This window comes from Azospirillum canadense (assembly GCF_025961225.1).
Taxonomy (GTDB): Bacteria; Pseudomonadota; Alphaproteobacteria; order Azospirillales; family Azospirillaceae; genus Azospirillum; species Azospirillum canadense.
Genome location: NZ_JAOQNG010000003.1, coordinates 137485 through 156876 on the forward strand (window position 1 = coordinate 137485; position 19392 = coordinate 156876).

Consider the following 19392-nt stretch of genomic DNA (forward strand, 5'->3'; position numbering starts at 1 on the left):
CCAATGACATGGTCGGCGCCGACCGTAGTGCGCGGACGCGGCGTTGGCGACGGCTCGCACGCTGACGCGAAATCCGGGAAGGTGTCACGGGGTAACGACGCAGTTTAGGCAAGAGCCTTGCGCTGGAGCGAAATGCCGGGAAGCCGGTGCATTTCTGGCCGGGCCTCATCGTTGCCATTGAGTTGGGCAAACAGGGCCATACGGCGGTTCACCATGGCCTTGCTCTTGGAGACGATGATCGACTTGCGGCGGCAGGTTCCGACCCAATGCCGCTGGCGGCCATTGTTGCGCTCCAGGGCGACACTCTGGTCCTTGCCCTGATAATGCCGCCCGATCGGGAGAACCGTGTCGTAGACGGCGAACTGATCGGTGCAAAACAGGCGTGCGCCCCAGCGTTGCAGACGCTCGTACAGACGCCGGAAGGTGGCTTCGTCGCGCTTGCCGCATTCCCAGTCGATCAGGCGTCCTCTGTCGCGGTCGTACGCCTTCCAGATCCAGAGTTTCTGCGCCTTGCAGCCGAGATAATGCCACATCTCGTCGATCTCGATGACGTTGGCCGGCTCCGGAATCGGCTTGGAGCAATGCCGGTCCACATACTGGCAGACCCAACGCAGCACGGACTGGCCGGTCGTGCCGAGCAACTTGCCGACGGCGCGCAACGACAGCCCATGCCCGTACAGCGTCACCGCCGCTTGCTTCGTCGGCTCCGGCACCGTCGTGTCCGGCAGGCGCGTGAACTGGAAGCCGCACCTGCGGCACAACCAACGTTGTTTGCCCAGCACGTGGCCGGATTTCACCACCCGCACGCTGCCGCAGCGCGGGCACCACGGTCGTTCACCCAAATCGACCCTTCCTCGTAGAATGAGCCGATTACATGGGATGCGTCGTTATCCCGTGACACCCTCCGGAGCGGACCGTTCAGTGGATGGACGGGAGGTGCAGGTGCAACTCGTCGGGACTGAAATCCCGCATTTTCGGACGATGCTTACCCCAAGAGCCAGGCCCGACCGGATGAATTCTTGGGTCAACCTGTGCGGTTGTCAGGATGGTGCGGCAAAGCGGGATGTTTCATTGCCATACTGTTGAATGATCGTGGCCCTGAATGACAGGTCATGAAAGGATGTCCCATGACAACCGAAGCCAGCCTGAAGGTGTTGCTGATGCGCCTTCTGTCACCTGTCCTGCTGCCCCTCGTCGCTCTTCCTGTGAATGCGAGCGAACTCAGGATATCCGTCGACGGTATTCGCTCGCAGCATGGCAGTGTTCTGATCGGACTTTATGATAGTTTTAGCAGTTTCAATCGCGCCATCGCGCTGTCCGATAAGGATGGATTCCTCAATGATCCGAACCGCTTTGCCGCAGTGGCTCTGAGGGCCAACGCGGCGATGAAAAGTGCAGTGGTTTTCACAAATTTGTCCCCTGGACAATACGCCATCATCCTGTTTCATGACGAAAACGGGAATGGGAAACTTGATAAAAATGCTTTCGGCGTCCCAACCGAGCCCTATGGATTCAGCAATAATGCGCAAGGATTTCTTGGCCCTCCGGCCTTTGAAAAGGCCATGATGCAGATCGGCACCAGCAACAAAGATGTTCACATTGCCCTGGTCTTTCATGGCGCATCAGGAGCATCCGGTGGAAATCCTTAGCCAGACGAGCCCCACGACCGGTCAGTCCTCTTGCGGTCTTGAGCGCTTCGGTTTCGATGCGATGGCTGGCGTCTCGGCGGACGTTGCCTGCTGGAACTGAGTTCTTCCGTGCCCGCATGAAAACGGGGGATCTCCTCCCGGATGCGTGAGAAGAAAACATGACGACAGATCGCTTCGAGCACCGCCGTTTCGGGTTTTGGCGCGACTGCATCACGCATCCTCTGCAAGGAGCGCTGCTCGGGCTGCTGATCGCCGTCACGCGCATGCTGCCCGTTGACGTGGCATCGGCCTTCGGCGGGTTCGTCGGCCGCACGATCGGCCCGCGGTTGCGCGCCAGTCGGCGCGCCGACCGGAATCTGGTCCGGGCGCTGCCGGACCTCGACCCCGCCGCGCGACAGCGGGTTGTTCGAGGGATGTGGGACAACCTCGGCCGGGTCATGTGCGAGTACCCGCACCTCCACCGGATCATCGACGGCGGCCGTGTCGAGTTCGTCGACCTTGCGGGCCTTGGGGAACACCTGCACAACGGCCGGCCGGTGGTTTTCTTCGGTGCCCATCTCGCCAATTGGGAGTTGCTCGCCCCCTTCGCGGTCTCGCGTGGAATCGAGATGAGCGTCATCTATCGCAGCCCCAACAATCGCATTGCGGACCGGCTGGTTCGGCGCCTGCGCGGCACACCGGGCCTGAACCAGATCCGGAAGAGTTCCGCCGGCGCGCGCGAGGCCGTTCGCGCGGTCCGCAAGGGTGGCGTCCTTGCCCTTCTCGTGGATCAGAAGTTCAACGCCGGTATGCCGGTCCCATTTTTCGGCCAGGATGCGATGACCGCCCCGGCCGCGGCCCAGTTCGGGGTGCATCACGGCGCGATCCTGCTTCCAAGCCCGGGTGGAACGGCTGGGTGGCGCGCGCTTCCGGGTGACCCTCTACCCGCCGCTCAAGCGCCCACCGACCAGCCCTCCCGCACAGGCCGTCGACGTGACCATGCGGACGATCAATGGGATCGTCGAGGCCTGGGTTCGCGAGCGCCCGGAACAGTGGCTCTGGCTTCATCGCCGCTGGCCCAATCAATGAGCGGGCGTTTTCTTGACGGTTGCGTTCGGAGGTGCAGGGGCTGACAATCACCGCCCGCAAACCACATTACGGACTCAGCTTCCGGTTGCCGCATGGGATCATGGCCCCTAACCCAGTGCCGGAGGCGGATTTCCCTCGCCCCTGTTGAGCTGGGCAGCCATATCATCCGCTTCGTTGAGGCTGAGGTGATCTTGAGCCCGACCGTTGACGGATGCGACCTTTCCGCTGCACAAATCGATCACCATCCACCCCGTGCCGGTCCGGTCGATGGTGAAATCGTAGATGGGCTTGTTCATGTCAGCGCTCCTTTCGGGCGAGGACGGGCACCGCGGTGCCGCGGGTGCTCACTCAATTCCGATGGGCAACTCCGATGGGCAGGGTGCCGAACACTCTGGCGATTGAAGAAGGCGGCCGATCGTTCCGCTTCGGCGAACGACAGGCCGCGTCGCAGAGGCTCGTCGACCATTTCACCATCATGAACGGCAGTGTTGACGACCATCCAGCCATCATAATCGAACCGGGGCGCATACTTCGGCACAACGCCGTTTTTAAAAGATATCATCATGCTCCTAATGTGATGCGTCAGAAGTCCCCCGCGTCTGCGCAAACGTACACCCGCCGATGTTTTTATGCGGCGTCCCAAGCCGTTGCCGACCTGGCGAGTGGAAAATGGAAGGATTGCACAAAGGAAGGAGAACTGCGCCACCTTGCCGAGGAATTCCTGAACACCGGCTACGATTCGCTCAGCGAACGCGAGCGGAACGTGATTTCACACATCGGCCGACGCCACCACGTCGCGCAGAACGTCAGCCACGCTTTCGAAGAGAAACTGACCATCGGCGACCGGCTCGCCGATGGTCTCGACTACGAGGTCAACTTCAAGGCGGAGGTGGAGATCACGCGGCGTCACGAGAAACCCGATCACCTGCGGATCGACGCCGTCCTGGCCCGGCTGGATGAGCAAAAGGACCAGATCATGCTCCTGCAGCGCCGCCATTGAAGCTCCAGCCCATGGCTTGTTCGCCGGTAAAGCTTTCCGGGAAGGTTTTTCGCAATGCCAATATCAGATGATTTTCGGGTGACGTTTCCCGTTTCGAACGGCGTCTACGGAATCAACTTCATCGCAGAAGGGTCATACCAAATCCCGCTGATCGTAACCGATCATCGGGCCTCAATCGCCGGCGCCGGCGTCCGCCGGCTTGGCTCCGCGGGCATGTGCCCGCGCGGCGGTAGTCGCCGCCGATACCATGTCCCGATGAGTTGGTCTCCTCGGGACATGGTATTGGGCACTGTTTCCAAGACTCAGGAAAGACGACCGAGAAAGGCGTTCTCCTCGGACCTTTGGGAGCGTGTGGCGGGAGAAAGCATTGCCACCGGGCGCGCTCCATTTGGGTTGACCGCTGCTCCGCTCAGACGGGAAGAGTTGGCCCCAATTCACGAGACAAGGGGATGGAGAGGGTGAATCGGACACCACCCTTGGTCGTCACCGTCATTTGGGCCCCGACCTGTCCAGCCATGAGCGTGACGAGTTGGAAGCCGAGCCCCTGGCCATCCCCCAAGGTCACGTGCTTGGGCAGGCCGCGGCCATCGTCGGCCACCGTCAGCACCGCCTTTCCATTCCGGCAGGACAGTTGCACCCACACAGTGCCCGGCTCGCCTGGGGGGAAGGCGTGACGGAAGGCGTTGGTCACCAACTCATTAACGACCAGCGCCAGAGCCTGAGCCGCCTCACAGCGCAGGGTGACCGGCTCCGCTTCCAGGATCAGGGTTCTGTGCTCTCCATCGATCCCCATGGCGCGGATCAAGCATCCGCACAGCCGCTCCAGGTAGGCGCTGAAGTCGAGCTGGTCCGGGCTGGCGCTGGCGTGCAAAAGCTCGTGGGCGGCGGCCAGCGCCTCCAGCCGGGCACAGGCCACGTTGGCGAAGGCCAGGACCCGCGCGTTCTTCTCGCGATGTGCCTGGATGCGCAGCAGGCTGATGATATCTTGAAGGCTGTTCTTGATCCGGTGATCGATCTCCCGGTTGAGCAGGTCCTTGCGCCGGATCGCTTCATTCCGCTCCGCCAAAGCCCGGCCCAGTTCCTGCGCTTGCTTGGCGGCATCCTGGCAGGCGGCGTTGGCTTGCGCGAGCGCTTCCGCGGCGGCCGTCAACTGGCTTCCAAGCGTGCGCACCGCGGCTTCGGCGTCGAGTGGCAGTGCTTTCCGGTCGCGGCTCGCCGCCATTTTGGTTTCCATCAGTTCGGCGTGACAGCGCGCAAGCAGGCTCCGCAGTTCGAAGTTCTCCCACCGGAGGCGCTCCACGTCGTCTCCGAAGGGGGAATCTGGCGCAGACACCCGATTGCCGAAGTTGGCGCTCTGGTCCACACTACCGTGGTCGGGGAGGTTCCAATCGCTGTTCGTCGTCCGCTTAGAGTCCACCTGGCTCACTCCCCAAGCAGCAAATGGGAAAACGGTATTTTCTTCGATGCAAGGCGACCTGTCTATTCGCTTTCGTACAAGGGGAATGCTTGACCCCCGGGTTTTGCTGATGTCAGGCCAGCAGGCGTTTGGTCCGCTCCGTCACGAGCGCGGACGTGCCGCCCTTGAAACGGCTGCTACCGTTTCGATGGGGCGTTCGGGTAAGCATTCCCTAGCGGAAGCAAGCGCCGGAACTCATCACGGACGATCCGGTAGCAATCGCAAGCCGCCTCTTCCAACCCAACCGGATCCGTGATCGTGATGTGCCCACGCGTATGACGGATCAGTCCAGCGTTCTGCAGAAGGTTCGCTGTCACCGTGACTCCGGACCGCCGAACGCCGAGCATGATGGCGAGATACTCATGGGTGAGAGGAAAGTCATCACCAGCGCGGTCCCGGCTCATCGACAGCCAACGGGCGCATCGTTCTTCAATACTGTGAAGGCTATTGCACGCCGCCGTCTGGGCGACTTGATTGAAGTGCGCTTGGGCAAAGCGCAGCAGTTTCGTCCGCAATGTGTCGCTCCGGCGCAGAGCGGTTCGGAGCGCCTGGGCCGACATCCGCCAGCCGTCACCTGGGATCTGCATGTCGCACTGGCAAGGTATCCGGTCGGCCTCCAGCAGAACCGGCGTGCCGACCAGCCCCTCGTTGCCAATCGTGCCCACCTCGACCGCGTCACCGTCCGGCAGGACATTGATGACCGAGGCACATCCGCGTTCAATGAACCACACCATCGTGATCGGTTCGTCCGCTCGGTAGAAGGTCATCTTGTGCGGCAGGGAAGCAGGCTCCAAATGAGGCCGGATCAAAGCCTCCTCTGCCGATGACAGGCTGCTCAGGATGAAGTTGCGGCTCTCCATGGTGACGCTCTCTGGGTTCGCGGCGTGGGTTGCTCATTGCTCCAACAGGCACACCCCTTCGCCAGCACCAGCGTTCTGTACGCTATCGAACAGACAGGCGATCCCATTCGGTCGAAGCGTCAACCCCCCTCGATCTGGCCAGAAGCCAGTATAGGCGGCATTTTGATGTGGTGGCCGAAGACCTGAGCGAGTCTGACGACCTGCGGGTCCTAGACTACCACGGGCAGCGTGCCTTTCAACTGTTCCGCTTCGACGAGTTGGGAGCGCCAATGGTCCACGAATCCGGAAGCCAGAAGACGGTGGCCTGAGCGGTCGTGACTCTCTCCCTTATAGGAAGCTGGGCAACCAGCCGGTCGCGCTCACCGCCTCCCAGGCCGCCGCCACGACGATCACCGACAGCAGGAGAGCCCCGGCCAGCGCCGCGCAGAGCAGCGCACCGTCTTCCTCCAGGTAGGCAAAGGCGATCAGAACGATCAGGAGGGCGGAAGGGACGTTGCTCAGGGGGACCGGGATGAGGAGGCTTGCGCCAAGCAGCAGGACGACACCGCCGACCACGCGCTTGGTGGCCGCGAACGGGGTGGGCCAGCGTGGACGGATGAACCGCTCCAGGAACCGCAGCACCGGGACGGTCCGGCGGATGATCGAGGCGAGACGCCGCGTCTGGAAGCGATGCAAGGCGACGCGCCGTGGGACCACGGGGCCGGGCCGGTCCAGGAGCATTTGGACGGCAACGATGATGAGCAACACGCCGACCACGCCCGACACTCCTGGAAGCAAGCCGAGAAGCGCCAAAAGAAGGAGGATGACGCCGAAGGAGCGCTGCCCAAGCCGGCTGGTGAGCCAGTGCAACGTAATGTGCTCCGCGGGATCTTCTCCGAGCATGTTGTCCAGCGTCACGGACGTGGGCACGCGCGTGATCATGATGCACTCCCGCAAGGATCACATGGTCAGGTGATGGTGCCGGTTGGACGCCATGGATGGGCGGCACGCATGGACACGCGATGCCATGAACCAGTCGCCGATGGGCCTGTTCCTCACCGCTGCCTCGGTTCATGCCCGTGCCGGAGTTCGCGTCGGGTAAAACGAAAACCCACCAGCGATGTTGGTGCCGGTGAACGTCCTCACCAGCCGCGGTCGGCCAGTCGCCGCCGGGCGGGACAACCGACGGAGGATTCCCATGGGCACCAAGACCGGCACGGGGCATCATCGCCGGCGACGCCAAACCGGTGGCGGCGCTGGCAAGCCGTGGTGGCCGATCACGCCCGACGAATTGGCCGGCACGATGCTGGACGCGGGAACCCGGCAACTCACTGACCTCCTGGCCCAGGATCCGGTGCTTCGTTCCATTGACGGCCTGTGGAACGCCAATCCTTTTCGCACGATTATTCCGGTCGACTGGGCGGAAGTCGCCCGCGCGCTCCGGACCGTGTGGATCCTGTCGCTTAGCCGACCGGACGAAGCCATCCGCAAGGCGGCCGCGGTCCAGGCGGCTGCTTGGCGTTCGGCCCTGGAGGCCTGGAACGACGCCGGCCGCCGCTGGTGGGGCATGGCGGACGGAGCGGCGGCGGGTGGATCCAAGTCCGGGCCGTCACCCGACGGCGACAAGCGCTTCGCCGCTCCGGAATGGCATTCCAATCCGGCTTACCGCACGCTTAAGGAGATGTACCTGCTGGCGTCCGACTGGTTGCTGGAGCAGGGCGAGCACGCCGACGGCCTTGATGATGCCGAGCGGCGGCGGTTGACGTTCCACCTCCGCCAGTTCGTCGATGCGATGAGTCCAACGCTGCTGCTGTTCTCCAACCCCGCCGCCTTGCGCCGGGCCCTGGAAACGGGCGGCGTCAGTCTGGCCGACGGCGCGCGCCATCTGCTTTCGGATCTGAGGGACGGCCGCCTCAGCATGGTGGACGCCACAGCCTTCGAGCCGGGGCGCAACCTGGCGACGACCCCCGGCACGGTGGTCCATCGCAACCGGTTGATCGAGCTGATCCAGTACCAGCCGGCGGGCGGGCCGGTGCACGCGGTGCCGTTGCTCATCATGCCGCCCTGGATCAACAAGTACTACATCCTCGACCTGCAGCCGAAGAACTCGATGGTGCGCCATCTGGTCGAGCGGGGCTTCACGGTGTTCGTGATCTCGTGGAAGAACCCGGACGCCTCGATGGATGGCGTCGGGTTCGAGGACTACATGGACCTCGGCCCCCTGGAGGCCGCGGACGTGGTTCGTGCGATCACGGGGGCCAATTCCATCAATGTGATGGGGTACTGCATCGGCGGCACGCTGCTCGCCATCACGCTCGCCTGGCTCGCGGCGAAGGGCGACGCGCGGTTCAACGCCGCCACCTTCATGGTGTCGCTCCAGGACTTCGCTCACGTCGGCGACACCGCGGTGTTCCTGGGCGAGCCGACCATCGACTTCATCGAACAGCAGATGATGGAGCGCGGCTATCTCGACAGCCGGGAGATGAGCAACATGTTCAACCTCCTGCGCTCCAACGACCTGATCTGGTCGAACGTGGTCAACAACTACCTGATGGGCAACAAGGCGCCGGCCTTCGACCTGCTGTACTGGAACAGCGACGGCACCCGCATGGCCCGGGCGGCGCACAGCTGGTACCTGCGCAACACCTATGTCGAGAACAACCTGATCGTTCCGGGCCGGGTCAGGCTGAAGGGCGAAGCCATCGACCTTGGGCGCATTCCGCAGGACGTCTACGCGGTCGGTGCGGAGAAGGACCACATCGTTCCCTGGGACTCCGCGTGGCGCGTCACCCAACTGCTCAAGGGCAGCGAGGTGCGCTACGTGCTGGCCTCCAGCGGGCACATCGCCGGGATCATCAACCCGCCCGGCGGCAAGGGCGCCTACTGGATCAACGACGCCGCGGAGCCCGCCACCACCGCGCAGGCGTGGCGCGAGAAGGCCGGCGCGCACGGCGGCAGCTGGTGGACGGACTGGACGGCGTGGCTGGCCGAACGGTCGGGCCCAACAGGAAAACCCCCGACGATGGGAAACGCGGCGCATCCCCCGCTCGTGGACGCGCCCGGCACCTACGTGCTGGAAAAGTGATCGTCCATGGCCGCGGGGTTTTCCACCGGCAGGCGGATCCGGCCGGAGCGCGGGAGGTGTCAGGACCAGAGCCAGCGCAACATCCAGGCGACGAGGATCACCATCAGCGCAAGCAGAATCCAACGGCCGAGGGCTTCCGGGTTGCGGCGCTGCCCGGCATCGCCGTCGCTCAACACGCCGGGGATCGCCGTGGTGGAGCCGCCCTTGGGCAGGAGCGTCACCAAGCGAACCGCGATCGTGAGCGCTTCCGAAGGGTCCAGCGGCGGTCCGGGAAGCCGACGAAGAATGACGGCGAGCGCCGATGCGGCGGCGTCCCTCGGCAACACCGCCAAACGGGTCCCCTCCGCCCACGGATCAATACCAAGCCGTGTCAGCGCCGAGAGGACGCTGAGCGGGCTTCCGTTTTTTTCCTCCCACACCGGGGCAGACAGGAACTCGCCCAAATCGGAGTGGTGCAGCGTGTATTCAGCGCGCAGCGGCATGCCGGCCTCCCAGAAAACATCAAATAAAAAATGTCTGACATTGCTGCAAACGTTTTTTGTTGAAGGGTGTTCGAGGATCAATTCGAGCAAGCCGCTTCATACAGGCTTTTGATCCGCGCACGTCGCGTCGAATCTTTGGCCAGTCAATAAAATCGTCCGTCGTTCAGGTCACGCTCGAACTGGCAGACCCAGGATTCGCTGAACGTTGAGCGGTATGAGCGTGACACCAACGTCGGCTTGTAGACCACGGTTACAACCTCGGTCTGGACGGTGCCACCCCTGATGACGCGGGCTGCAATGCCATTGCTCATGCTGAAGTCGCTTTCATGAAGCATTTTGCGTGAAAGGCACCGGCCGTAGTTTTCAAGCTCTGAAGCTGCGGACATGGTTGCATCCCTTCTTGGACTTTTCCGAACGGAAGCCGGACAGGCTGGCTCGACGATTTTCCGGTCGGCATCGATCGGCCAACGGAAATCAGTAAGACTTCGAAAATTAGGCAGTCCAACCATTCCTGGATTTAGAACGCTACGATAGGAAATCAATAGATTTTCCGGCTTTCACTGGATAGCCCGGCAAGAGCTCTATTCAAAAATAAAATAGTCATGTCTTTCATCGGCTTAGTTGCCGGTCGCTATTTTGTGTGATGATAAAATAATAAAGCCGCCCAAAGATCGGTCGTGTCGCTTGCTTCTCAAAGCGATTCGGTTCGAGTTGTCAGCACACCCGCTTGACGACGAACGGCCAAGACCGTGACGACCCTGCCCGCGAGCGTCATCGCGGCAAGGCAAGCCGATCGGGCTGGGCACGCAGCCGGTGACACATTTTAAGGAACAGTCATGCACAAAACCGTAGTGGCCCTGTACGACAGCCGCGCCGACGCGCAAGAGGCGCGCGGCGAACTGGAGCGGGCGGGCTTCGCAGGCTCGGCCATAACCATCGAGGTCAGCGTTGAGCGCCACCCGGTCACTCAGCAAAGTCCTGATCATCGAAACCGGGGCAGCCGAACGGACAACTGGGGCATGGTTCCCGGCGAGCCTGCTTTTCAGGAGCGCACCATGCGCCCGGGCAATACAAAGCGGTAGCCGCAGGCGCACCCCGAAGTGGGAGTGACCGACCCCAAGCCTCTTGCGGAGCGCCATGCTGCTGTTCATTGCACCGGGAAGAATCGCTGGCTCTCGCAGCCCGGCACGCCCGCCACCAAAATGAAGGAAGGTCGCCGCCCGACCGGACCGAGCAAAGGACCGCACCCCGATGAAATCCGCCTTTGTCCTCTTGCTCCTGTCGATCGTCGCCGGCGCGTCCGGAGCGGCGGCCGCCGAACGCAACCCAACGTACCTCTTCGATCCGGGCAATCACGTCGATGAGGCCGGCCTCGTGCGCAGCCGGGACGGCCGGCCCATTGGGCGAATCGAGGCGGATGTCGACGGCATCCGTGTGCTGCGCGACACCGACGGACGCCGGATCGGCAACGTCGTGCGCGGCTTCAACGAGAATGAACTGGTTATCCGCGACAGCGACGGCCGACGCCAAGGCACGCTTGAGCGCCGGTGACGGCGGGCCGACGCAGGACAAGGAGCACCCCCGCACCCTGACACTGCGGAGCGCACAGCGCTCTCACGGGAGAACAGCATGGTGAAGGTTGAAGTTGTCGTTCTTGCTGCCTTGGCGATCGCCATCCCCGGCAGCGCCTCCGCACTCACGTACGCAAACGCCACCTGCGACCAGCTGGTGGACGAGGTCGTCAACACGAAAAAGCTGTTCGAGCAGGCCGCCGCCGAATTCAGCCGGCAAGGTGAGCAGCCGGCGACCAAGCAGGACATCGTCCAGCTTTCTCGGCTGACGCAGCGCCATGACCGAGCCTTTGCCATGCTGGTGGTAAAATGCCCAGCGACACTTTCCAACATCGATTTCGAGTGAAGGGGCGGTCGAGGTCACCGAAGCCGCGTCACAGAACGCCCTGGGTCGGCCCATCACTCAACCTCCCGCATCGTTCCGCCGACTTCGTCATGCGTTGCATGGTGCGATGCCTTCTGGATGGGCGCCGGTGCGAGTGATGACCGTGCTTGACCGCTGTGGACGAGACAAGGTTGCTGCTTTCGTCGGAATCGCATCAATCGGGACAGAAATTCGGCAACCTCGGCAGCGTCTTCGATCGCATAGCCGGTTTGCAGCGTGTCGTTCAGCTTCGCGATTTTGCCCGTTGTTGCATCGAACACCGCCCACGTGCTCCCTGTGACGTCGCGGCGGATTTCGAAAAAGGTGCTTGTTCGGGCGCTATGGCCCGAAACGGAACCGCTGAGCATGGCGCTCCTCCTCTCCTCGTCCGTGCAAGTTGCCGGTGCAGGCACCCCTTTTTCCCACTCGCTTCGTCCCACGGCCGGGAACAACGGGACTTCAGCGCTGCACCTAAGGTCAGGACAAAGGCTTCAAGACAGGGGCCGTTTATAAAGTGGGGACTTGGCCGAACTGTTTCTCTGGCCGAATCATGGGAATTCCGGTAAGGACACTCGGGATCGTTGGCCCATACGTCGCATGCCCCCTTTGAGGACGTTGGGGCCCGCGCCATCTTCTCTGCAGTGTTTTCTGCACTGGCGTGATCCATTCGGGCTCACGCGCGGTGGATTTGCACCGGATGTGAAGCAGCATGGCTGTCCCGGCGATGGAGAACCTCCGATGACCAACAGCCGCACGACCGTCAAAACCGTCACGTTCACCCGTCCCTTCAAGTTCCGTGACATGGACGAGGAGCGACCGGCGGGACCGTACGAGGTGGAAACCGACGAGGAGCTGATCGAGCCGCTCTCCTTCGCCGCGTACCGGCGAACCGCTCTGTGGATCCGTCTGCCACAACGCCCAGGAGGGGATGGCTCGCAGGTGGTGCGCATTGAGCAGGACGAGCTGGATGAAGCCTTGGGGCCGGAGGAGGCGAATCCTCCCGTGCCGCCCTCTCCCCCCGGCACCTGAACACGGCGCACCGGACAAGGAACAGGACGATGACCATGCAACCGCCACGGACGGCACCGCGGCCAACGCCGTGGGCGACCATGATGAGCTACTTTGTGCCGCCATTGGTGATCCCCATCCTCCTCCTGCTGGCGGTGCTGCTGTTCGCGCTGATCCATGGCCCCGCCACCTGACCCGGCGCCATGCCTGAATTCCCGGCCAAGGAGCCAGGCGGAACCCCAGGGCGACGCGGCCGGGCTGAGCCGCGCCGAGGTGGAGATCCGCCGCCGGCGGTACGGCCTCAATCGGCCGATGGCGCACCGCCGCCGACCCTTGTGGCTGCAATTCTTGGCCCGCTTCCTCAACCCGCTGGTCCTGATTCTGCTGTTCGCCAGCGGCTTGTCGGCCGCGACCGGCAACCTCGCCAGCTTCGTGATTGTCATCGTGATGGTCGTGCTCAGCGTCAGCCTGGACTTCGTCCAGGAAATGCGCGCCGAGAACGCCGTTGAGGCGTTGCGCCGCACGGTCGCCGTGCGCGTCCAGGTCCGCCGTGACGGCGTTGAGGTGTCTGAGCCGGTGGATCAGCTGGTTCCCGGCGATGTGGTCCGCCTGGCCGCCGGCGACCTGGTGCCGGCCGACTGCCGCCTTCTCGACGCGCGGGACCTGTTCGTCAACCAAGCCATGCTGACCGGTGAGCCCTATCCGGCGGAGAAGCACGCCACTCCAGCCAAAAATCCCGGTGAAGATCCCGGCGAGGCCCTCAGCACCGTCTTCATGGGCACCTCGGTGATCAGCGGCAGCGCCATCGCCGTGGTGTGCCGCACCGGCGACGCGACGGCGTTCGGTCGCTTGAGCGGCACCCTGCAGGCACCCCCGCCCCCCACCGCCTTCGAACTGGGCATCCGCCAGTTCGGCTTTCTCATCCTGCGCCTGACGATCTTCCTGGTGCTGTTCGTGCTGGCGGTGAACGTGCTGTTCCACCGGCCCTGGCTGGACTCGCTGATGTTCGCGCTGGCGTTGGCGGTCGGGCTGACCCCGGAATTGCTGCCGATGATCGTCACCGTCACGCTGGCGCGTGGGGCGATGCGGCTGGCGGAGCGCCGGGTCATCGTCAAGCGGCTCGCCGCCATGCACAACGTCGGCGCCATGGACGTCCTGTGCACCGACAAGACCGGGACGCTGACCGAAGCGACGATCCGCATGGTCCGGCATCTGGATTTCCGCGGCGAGGAGAGCGAGCGGGTCTTTCGCCTCGCCTACCTGAACAGCCATTTCGAAAGCGGCATCAAAAGCCCACTGGACGAGGCCATCATCGCCTTCCGCACCCTGGATGTCACCGGCTGGCAGAAGATCGATGAGGTGCCTTTCGACTTCGAGCGACGGCGCGTCTCGGTTCTCGTCACCGATGGCACCGAGCGGCTGCTGGTGGTCAAGGGGGCGCCAGAAGACGTTCTGCGGCAATCCACCCACTACGAAGGAGAGGGAGGCGTCGAAAAGCCGCTCGACCCGGCGACGCGGGCAGAGTTGGATGCCCTTTTCCAGACACTGGGGGAGGATGGTTTCCGGGTGCTGGCCATCGCCTCCAAGGCGATGGGATCGGAGCAGACCTCCGCCGCGCTGGGGGATGAAAGTGAGCTGGCCTTCGCCGGCTACGCGGTTTTCCTCGACCCGCCCAAGGCGAGCGCTATGGCGGCGATCCAGGCCTTGTCCGGGGCTGGGGTGGCGGTGCGCATCCTGACCGGCGACAACGAGCGGGTGACCCGCCATGTCTGCTCCGAACTCGGCCTGCCCGTCATCGGCCTGATCACCGGGGACGACCTGCGGGCGATGAGCGAAGAGGCGTTGCGTGCCCGCCTCCCCAAGGTCAACGTGTTCTGCCGGGTGACGCCGGCGCAGAAGGAACGCGTTCTGCTGGCCTGCAAGCGGTCCGGCCGGGTGGTCGGTTTCCTCGGCGACGGAATCAACGACGCCTCGGCCCTCCACGCCGCCGACGTCGGCATCTCGGTGGACAGCGCCGCCGACGTCGCCAAGTAGGCCGCCGGCCTCATCCTGCTCGACCACGATCTGTCGGTGGTGCGCGAAGCGGTGATGGAGGGGCGCCGGACGGTGCAGAACGTCACCAAGTACATCCTGATGGGCAGCAGTTCGAACTTCGGCAACATGTTCAGCATGGCGGGAGCGTCGCTGTTCCTGCCCTTCCTGCCGATGCTGCCGACCCAGGTTCTGCTCAACAACCTGCTGTACGACGCATCGGAGGCCGGCGTTCCGCTCGACAGCGTGGAGGCGGAGGCGCTGGCCCGGCCGGTGCAGTGGGATCTGCGGCTGATCCAGCGCTTCATGCTGGTGCTGGGTCCGGTCAGCTCGCTGTTCGATTTCCTGACCTTCTACGCCCTGCTTCACCTGTTCGGCGCCGGCGAGGCGCTCTTTCAGACCGGATGGTTCGTGGAAAGCCTGGCCACCCAGGTGCTGGTCATCTTTGTGATCCGGACCCGCCGCGCCCCGTGGCACAGCTGGCCCCATCCGGTCCTGGCCGGGCTGACGCTGGGCGCCGCGTCCATCGGCGCACTGCTGCCGTTGACGCCGCTGGGCGCCTTCTTCGGCTTCGTCACGCCGCCGCCCACCTTCTACCTGTTCCTGGCGGCGGCGGTCGTCACCTATCTGGCCTTGGTGGAAATGGTCAAGCGCATGTTCTTTCGCCGCATCGCCCCGCGGTGAGATGGTCGCCGTTTCTCGGCTTTCCGTACCGCACGAACAGCACACAAATTCGTCGAACCATGGCAAATTCAGCGGGATCAGCCTTCCCATAATATTTCTGGAAATTGCGGCGAGGCTCACCATTTACTTCCTACTTCCTTCCCGTCTCAAGTCGGGCGGTTGCCGGAAGACTTTCCGGATCATGGCCCCGGATCATGGCCGATTGGAAGAGCATTGCGGAGATCATTCCAGTTCCCGGCATTCGCGGGGGATTGTCCAGCAACGGGCCGCCAGGGCCGAGGATCGCCGTCGGGAGACAAGGACAGGAGCCGCTCGTGATTGACCGGGCGCGCGGACTTGCTGCCCGAAGGGGAGCCTCGGCATGCTCGAAAAAACAAAACTTGCGTTCTTCGTCATCGAAACCCGGGCCGGCTGGACCGTGCGGGTCGATGGGTTCGTCTATCCCTTGTGCGCCAGCCTCACCGACGCGGTCGTCCGTGCGACGCGGGAAGCACAAGCGGCGGGCCGTCTCGGCTTTGCCAGCGTCGTGCTGACACGGCCGACGTCGGACCGCCCGTACGAAATCCGGTGGATGTACGGCCGCGATGCCTGTCCGCCAGTTGCCCTGGAGGAACCCCGCCATGCCCCGCCGAGTCTTCGAAGTGATGCCCGGCACTGACGCCGTGGTCCTGCCACCTTCGGCCACGGTCCACGCCGCGGCGGTGGCGATGGCGGAGCGGCGGCAGTGCGTGGTGCTCGCCATGACCGCCGAACGGTTGGAGGGCATCCTCACCGAACAGGACGTGGTTCGCCGCGTCGTCGCCGAACGCCGTGATCCGGAGCGCGTCACGGTGGCCGAGGTGATGACCGCGCATCCGGACACCATCCCCGCCGCCGACCTCGCGCTCACCGGACTGCAGATGATGGAGGACGGAGGGTATCGCCACCTGCCCGTCGTCCACGACGGGCGTGTCATCGGGCTGATTTCCCGCGTCGATTTTGCCGGGGCGGAAAAGACCGAATTGGAGGCCGAACGCCGATGCTGGGAACGGCTCGGGTGACGATCCCGCGTTGGACCGCCCGAATTGAACCAGTGCGTCCTGTGACGCGCTCCCGAACCGAAGGAAGATGATCATGGAATCGCGCTTCATGGCTTTCGCAGGAACCGCGCCCGAGGGCGCCGACGTTCTGCGTGAGCGCCTGCGCTGGACGGCCGCCGAACAACGCTGGCATGGGGCGTCGCCCTGTTCCCCCGGACGCCCTCCGACCTTATCGCCGTCCGGTCAAGGAGCCCTGCGGTGCGGCGCTCAACTGACCCGGTTCACCGAGATTTACCGGGTCCTGGCTTCCTGAACCCGGCCATACACCCCGGCCACACACAGAGGACAACACCATGGTGGAGCGTGTCCGCAGCCCTGTCGGTCAGGAGTCCGCTCCGGCGGAGAGAGTGCGGCCGTCCGCCGAGGCGCTCAATGCCGTGCTGGCCGCTCACCGCGTGTGGCTGGAGAGCGTGGGAGAAGAGGGCCGTCAAGCCGACCTGCGCCATGCCGACCTGTCCGGCCGGTCGTTGTGGCGGGCCGACCTGCGCCGCGCGCGGTTCGACGGCTGCGACCTGAGAGGTGCCGATCTTGACCACGCCGACCTCTCGGGCGCGCATTTTGACGGCGCCTGCCTGGAGCGGGCGTCGTTGTGGAACGTCCGGCTCGGCAAGACCCGCCTGTGTCAGGCCGATCTCCGGAATGCGAACCTGGATCACGCGGATCTGTCCGGTGCGGACCTGTCGGAAGCGGATTGCACGGAAACCAGCTTGTGGGGCGCGCGGTTGCACGGCGCCGACCTGCGAACCGCAACCGGACTCATGGGCGATCAACTCGCCAACGCCTTGGGTGATTCGGACACGCGCCTGCCGGACCGGCGGGAGGGGTGAGGCATGGGACACGCCCACTACCTTGTCGCGCAACGCGGGGCCGGCTGGTTCATTCTGCTGGGGAGGAACCGATACGGCCCCTTCCCGAACGGACGGAACGGCGCTCTGACCGCGGCCGTGCAGGCCGCCAATCAAGCCGGCAAGGACGGTCACGACGCCCGTGTGTCGCTGCGCGCCGTGGACGGAAGCGAGCGGACCCTCTGGTCCTTCGGGACTGACGGCTATCCCCCGTGCTGGGTGGAGCAGCTGCGGATCAAGGCGCCGAAACCGCGCCCCGCGCGGCCGCGCCCGGCGGCGCTTGCGCCCAGCCGGCCCGAACCAGGAGGAGCACCATGATCGACCGCGAACTTCTGAGGCGTTACGAGACGGTGTTCGGCTGCACCTTCGACGTCGCGCTCTGGACGCAACGGCCCGGCGACGGCGTGAACGATATGATGCGCGCCGCCCTCGCCGGATATGGCCCGCCGGTGACCGACGAGCGTATCGCATCCCGCGTGCGCGAGCGAATTGCGTCCCCGGAAGATCGATAGGCCGGCCCGTTTCTCCAGGCGGCCACATATTTGAACTTTCGGAATCCCACGGGCGATCCCCAAATCATCCATATTGCCCGGGATAATCTTGGTATTGGGTAGCTGAGAGACACACGTACTCCCGCCCTGGCTGCGGGAGAGGCGCGTGTCCCAGAATGATGAATCCGCCAATCGCTCTTTCGACCAACTCCTTCTCCGGAACCGTGAACTCATGGACGCGGCGGCGGACAGCATCGCACGCGCGTCCCAAATACGGCGAAAGGCCGAACGCGTCTTCGCTCAAGCCTTCGCACGGAGTGCGGCCCTTTGCGAGGAGGCCAAGGCGGTGAAGTCGCTTGCCCAAGACATGCAGATCTTATCGCAAAATACGCAGGTGAGAACAAGGAACGCGGTCAGCATCAGTCTAAAATTTCTTTCGAGTCTCAGGATTCCCTGATCAGCCTCTCTTGCGCGGAATGAATATTTTGCAAGACGCTGAACGGAAATAAAATACTGACGGCTGGGAACATTGTGAATTTCGACTACGTGTTTGGCGCCGGCTATGCCATGCTATCGGGCATGAGCAACTTCCAGCCGAACTTGCCCAACACACCGGAACGCACCGACGCGGAGCGGAAGGTGGATGGTGTGCGATCTCAGGGAGGAATTTTCGTCAAGGCGGTCGCCGCGACACGAGTGCCGATGATTGTCACCGACGCGACGCTGCCCGGCAACCCGGTGATTTTCGCCAACGACGCCTTTCTGAGAATATCCGGCTACGCCATGGACGAGATCCTTGGGCAGGAGCCGCATTTTCTGGACGGGCCGGAGACCAGTCCGGCGGCACTCCAACAATTCGAGAGCGCCATCGCCGAACGGCGCGACGAAACATTGGAGATCCTGCAGTACCGCAAGGACGGCAGCACGCTGTGGGCAACGCTGTTCGTCAGCCCGTGGGCCGACGAGGATGGACGGATCGTCCACCATTTCCTGTCCTTTCTGGACGTCACACGGCGCCGCGACGCCGAAGACGACCTGAGACAGTTCGCCCGGAACCTGGAACAGCGCGTGGCCGAACGGACGCAGGAATTGACGGTGGCCAACGCGCGTCTGTCCCGCCTTCTGACGGAAAACGAGGTGCTGCTCCGCGAGGTGGATCACCGGGCCAAGAACAGCTTGGCCATCGCCTCGTCGCTGCTGATTGCCCAGGCGTACCAACAGGCGGACCCGGCCGTCAGGGCGCTCTTTCTCGACACCCAGGAACGGCTGGGGGCGATGGCGCACGCGCACGACCTGCTCAGCAAATCGGGGGATCCCCGTCGGATCGGGCTTGCTCCCTACCTGCGGGGCCTCTGCGCGTCCTTGATGGCCGCATCCGGCAAGACTGCCGACATCCGGATCGAGGTGCAGGCCGACGACAGCATTCACATTCTGGCCGATCACGCCATCGCGCTGGGCCTGATCGTGAATGAACTGGTCACCAACGCCATGAAGCACGCGTTTCCGCCCAATCGGGCGGGACGCATCGAGGTGGCGGCCCGGCGGTCGCAGGCGGAGCGCGTGACGCTGCGTGTCCGCGACGATGGGATGGGCATGTCCACCGGCCGGGACGGTGCCCTTGGCTATGGAATCATTCGATCTCTCGTCGAAAAGATCAGCGGCGAGATGGAGATCGGTTGCGATGGCGGCGTCGCCGTCACGATCACCTTTCCGGCCTGACGTCCCGCGGCTTGATCGTTC

The 19392-nt window shown here is 63.9% G+C and carries 25 protein-coding genes and 1 pseudogene; 18 read left to right on the plus strand and 8 right to left on the minus strand.

Features of this window, described 5'->3' with window-relative positions; all coding sequences use genetic code 11:
• Positions 1 to 104: 104 nt before the first annotated feature.
• Positions 105 to 842, minus strand: coding sequence for an IS1 family transposase (locus tag M2351_RS18635; protein ID WP_264657605.1), 738 nt, complete (start codon positions 840 to 842; stop codon positions 105 to 107).
• Between the two features lie 285 nt (positions 843 to 1127).
• On the opposite strand from M2351_RS18635, the gene M2351_RS18640 reads away from it, so the two are divergent.
• The 3 genes and pseudogenes from M2351_RS18640 to M2351_RS45145 all read left to right on the plus strand — a co-directional run bounded on the left by M2351_RS18640 (position 1128) and on the right by M2351_RS45145 (position 2717).
• Entirely contained in the window at positions 1128 to 1649 is a 522-nt protein-coding gene (locus M2351_RS18640) for a DUF2141 domain-containing protein (protein WP_264657606.1), read from the plus strand.
• Between the two features lie 263 nt (positions 1650 to 1912).
• Positions 1913 to 2464, plus strand: a pseudogene (locus M2351_RS45140) (lysophospholipid acyltransferase family protein); the annotation flags it as partial.
• Between the two features lie 67 nt (positions 2465 to 2531).
• Positions 2532 to 2717, plus strand: a complete 186-nt coding sequence (locus M2351_RS45145) for an LpxL/LpxP family acyltransferase (protein WP_406567422.1) — start codon at positions 2532 to 2534, stop codon at positions 2715 to 2717.
• A gap of 107 nt (positions 2718 to 2824) precedes the next feature.
• On the opposite strand, the gene M2351_RS18650 is transcribed toward M2351_RS45145, so the two are convergent.
• A complete protein-coding gene (locus M2351_RS18650; RefSeq protein ID WP_264657608.1) occupies positions 2825 to 3013 on the minus strand; it encodes a hypothetical protein in 189 nt (62 codons plus the stop codon).
• A gap of 83 nt (positions 3014 to 3096) precedes the next feature.
• Between M2351_RS18650 and M2351_RS18655 the strand changes: the two genes are divergently transcribed.
• Positions 3097 to 3717, plus strand: coding sequence for a DUF1003 domain-containing protein (locus M2351_RS18655; protein WP_264657609.1), 621 nt, complete (start codon positions 3097 to 3099; stop codon positions 3715 to 3717).
• Positions 3718 to 4126: 409 nt separating this feature from the next.
• Here the strand turns inward: M2351_RS18655 and M2351_RS18660 are convergent, their stop codons facing one another.
• From M2351_RS18660 to M2351_RS18670, 3 genes are all read right to left on the minus strand, one after another.
• Positions 4127 to 5080, minus strand: coding sequence for a sensor histidine kinase (locus tag M2351_RS18660; RefSeq protein ID WP_264657610.1), 954 nt, complete (start codon positions 5078 to 5080; stop codon positions 4127 to 4129).
• A gap of 230 nt (positions 5081 to 5310) precedes the next feature.
• Positions 5311 to 6033, minus strand: a complete 723-nt coding sequence (locus M2351_RS18665; protein WP_264657611.1) for a Crp/Fnr family transcriptional regulator — start codon at positions 6031 to 6033, stop codon at positions 5311 to 5313.
• A 327-nt stretch (positions 6034 to 6360) separates the two neighbouring features.
• Positions 6361 to 6954, minus strand: a complete 594-nt coding sequence (locus M2351_RS18670) for an exopolysaccharide biosynthesis protein (protein WP_264657612.1) — start codon at positions 6952 to 6954, stop codon at positions 6361 to 6363.
• Positions 6955 to 7210: 256 nt separating this feature from the next.
• Between M2351_RS18670 and M2351_RS18675 the strand changes: the two genes are divergently transcribed.
• A complete protein-coding gene (locus tag M2351_RS18675) occupies positions 7211 to 9097 on the plus strand; it encodes a PHA/PHB synthase family protein (RefSeq protein ID WP_264657613.1) in 1887 nt (628 codons plus the stop codon).
• 59 nt (positions 9098 to 9156) lie between these two features.
• Here the strand turns inward: M2351_RS18675 and M2351_RS18680 are convergent, their stop codons facing one another.
• Together M2351_RS18680 and M2351_RS18685 are read right to left on the minus strand one after the other, a co-directional pair.
• Positions 9157 to 9669, minus strand: coding sequence for a hypothetical protein (locus M2351_RS18680; protein WP_264657614.1), 513 nt, complete (start codon positions 9667 to 9669; stop codon positions 9157 to 9159).
• A gap of 53 nt (positions 9670 to 9722) precedes the next feature.
• Positions 9723 to 9965, minus strand: coding sequence for a hypothetical protein (locus M2351_RS18685; protein ID WP_264657615.1), 243 nt, complete (start codon positions 9963 to 9965; stop codon positions 9723 to 9725).
• Positions 9966 to 10415: 450 nt separating this feature from the next.
• Between M2351_RS18685 and M2351_RS18690 the strand changes: the two genes are divergently transcribed.
• The 3 genes from M2351_RS18690 to M2351_RS18700 all read left to right on the plus strand — a co-directional run bounded on the left by M2351_RS18690 (position 10416) and on the right by M2351_RS18700 (position 11496).
• Positions 10416 to 10661: a hypothetical protein gene (locus M2351_RS18690; RefSeq protein WP_264657616.1), complete on the plus strand. Its 246-nt coding sequence runs from the start codon at positions 10416 to 10418 to the stop codon at positions 10659 to 10661.
• Positions 10662 to 10830: 169 nt separating this feature from the next.
• On the plus strand, positions 10831 to 11130 hold the full coding sequence (locus M2351_RS18695; protein WP_264657617.1) for a hypothetical protein: 300 nt from the start codon (positions 10831 to 10833) through the stop codon (positions 11128 to 11130).
• A 78-nt stretch (positions 11131 to 11208) separates the two neighbouring features.
• The gene (locus tag M2351_RS18700) at positions 11209 to 11496 is read left to right on the plus strand and encodes a hypothetical protein (RefSeq protein WP_264657618.1); all 288 of its coding nucleotides are present in this window, start codon (positions 11209 to 11211) and stop codon (positions 11494 to 11496) included.
• A gap of 53 nt (positions 11497 to 11549) precedes the next feature.
• On the opposite strand, the gene M2351_RS18705 is transcribed toward M2351_RS18700, so the two are convergent.
• Positions 11550 to 11882 (minus strand): hypothetical protein, encoded by a 333-nt coding sequence (locus tag M2351_RS18705; RefSeq protein ID WP_264657619.1) that lies wholly within the window; start codon positions 11880 to 11882, stop codon positions 11550 to 11552.
• 370 nt (positions 11883 to 12252) lie between these two features.
• Here M2351_RS18705 and M2351_RS18710 point away from each other — a divergent pair, with 370 nt between their 5' ends.
• The 10 genes from M2351_RS18710 to M2351_RS18755 all read left to right on the plus strand — a co-directional run bounded on the left by M2351_RS18710 (position 12253) and on the right by M2351_RS18755 (position 19371).
• A complete protein-coding gene (locus tag M2351_RS18710; protein ID WP_264657620.1) occupies positions 12253 to 12543 on the plus strand; it encodes a hypothetical protein in 291 nt (96 codons plus the stop codon).
• Positions 12544 to 12699: 156 nt separating this feature from the next.
• A complete protein-coding gene (gene mgtA / locus M2351_RS18715; protein WP_264657621.1) occupies positions 12700 to 14556 on the plus strand; it encodes a magnesium-translocating P-type ATPase in 1857 nt (618 codons plus the stop codon).
• 36 nt (positions 14557 to 14592) lie between these two features.
• A complete protein-coding gene (locus M2351_RS18720; protein ID WP_264657622.1) occupies positions 14593 to 15237 on the plus strand; it encodes a cation transporting ATPase C-terminal domain-containing protein in 645 nt (214 codons plus the stop codon).
• Between the two features lie 361 nt (positions 15238 to 15598).
• A complete protein-coding gene (locus M2351_RS18725; protein ID WP_264657623.1) occupies positions 15599 to 15895 on the plus strand; it encodes a hypothetical protein in 297 nt (98 codons plus the stop codon).
• Positions 15858 to 16277 (plus strand): CBS domain-containing protein, encoded by a 420-nt coding sequence (locus tag M2351_RS18730; RefSeq protein ID WP_264657624.1) that lies wholly within the window; start codon positions 15858 to 15860, stop codon positions 16275 to 16277. The genes M2351_RS18725 and M2351_RS18730 overlap by 38 nt, the downstream gene beginning before the upstream one ends.
• Positions 16278 to 16609: 332 nt before the next feature.
• On the plus strand, positions 16610 to 17143 hold the full coding sequence (locus M2351_RS18735) for a pentapeptide repeat-containing protein (protein WP_264657625.1): 534 nt from the start codon (positions 16610 to 16612) through the stop codon (positions 17141 to 17143).
• A 3-nt stretch (positions 17144 to 17146) separates the two neighbouring features.
• Positions 17147 to 17479 carry a hypothetical protein gene (locus tag M2351_RS18740; protein ID WP_264657626.1) on the plus strand — a complete coding sequence of 111 codons (333 nt, stop codon included), beginning with the start codon at positions 17147 to 17149 and terminating at the stop codon, positions 17477 to 17479.
• Positions 17476 to 17673 (plus strand): hypothetical protein, encoded by a 198-nt coding sequence (locus tag M2351_RS18745; RefSeq protein ID WP_264657627.1) that lies wholly within the window; start codon positions 17476 to 17478, stop codon positions 17671 to 17673. Before M2351_RS18740 ends, M2351_RS18745 begins: the two co-directional genes overlap by 4 nt.
• Before the next feature lie 145 nt (positions 17674 to 17818).
• Complete coding sequence (locus M2351_RS18750; protein WP_264657628.1) at positions 17819 to 18109, plus strand: hypothetical protein; 291 nt, start codon at positions 17819 to 17821, stop codon at positions 18107 to 18109.
• Between the two features lie 74 nt (positions 18110 to 18183).
• Positions 18184 to 19371, plus strand: a complete 1188-nt coding sequence (locus M2351_RS18755) for a histidine kinase dimerization/phosphoacceptor domain -containing protein (RefSeq protein ID WP_264657629.1) — start codon at positions 18184 to 18186, stop codon at positions 19369 to 19371.
• Positions 19372 to 19392 lie beyond the last annotated feature (21 nt).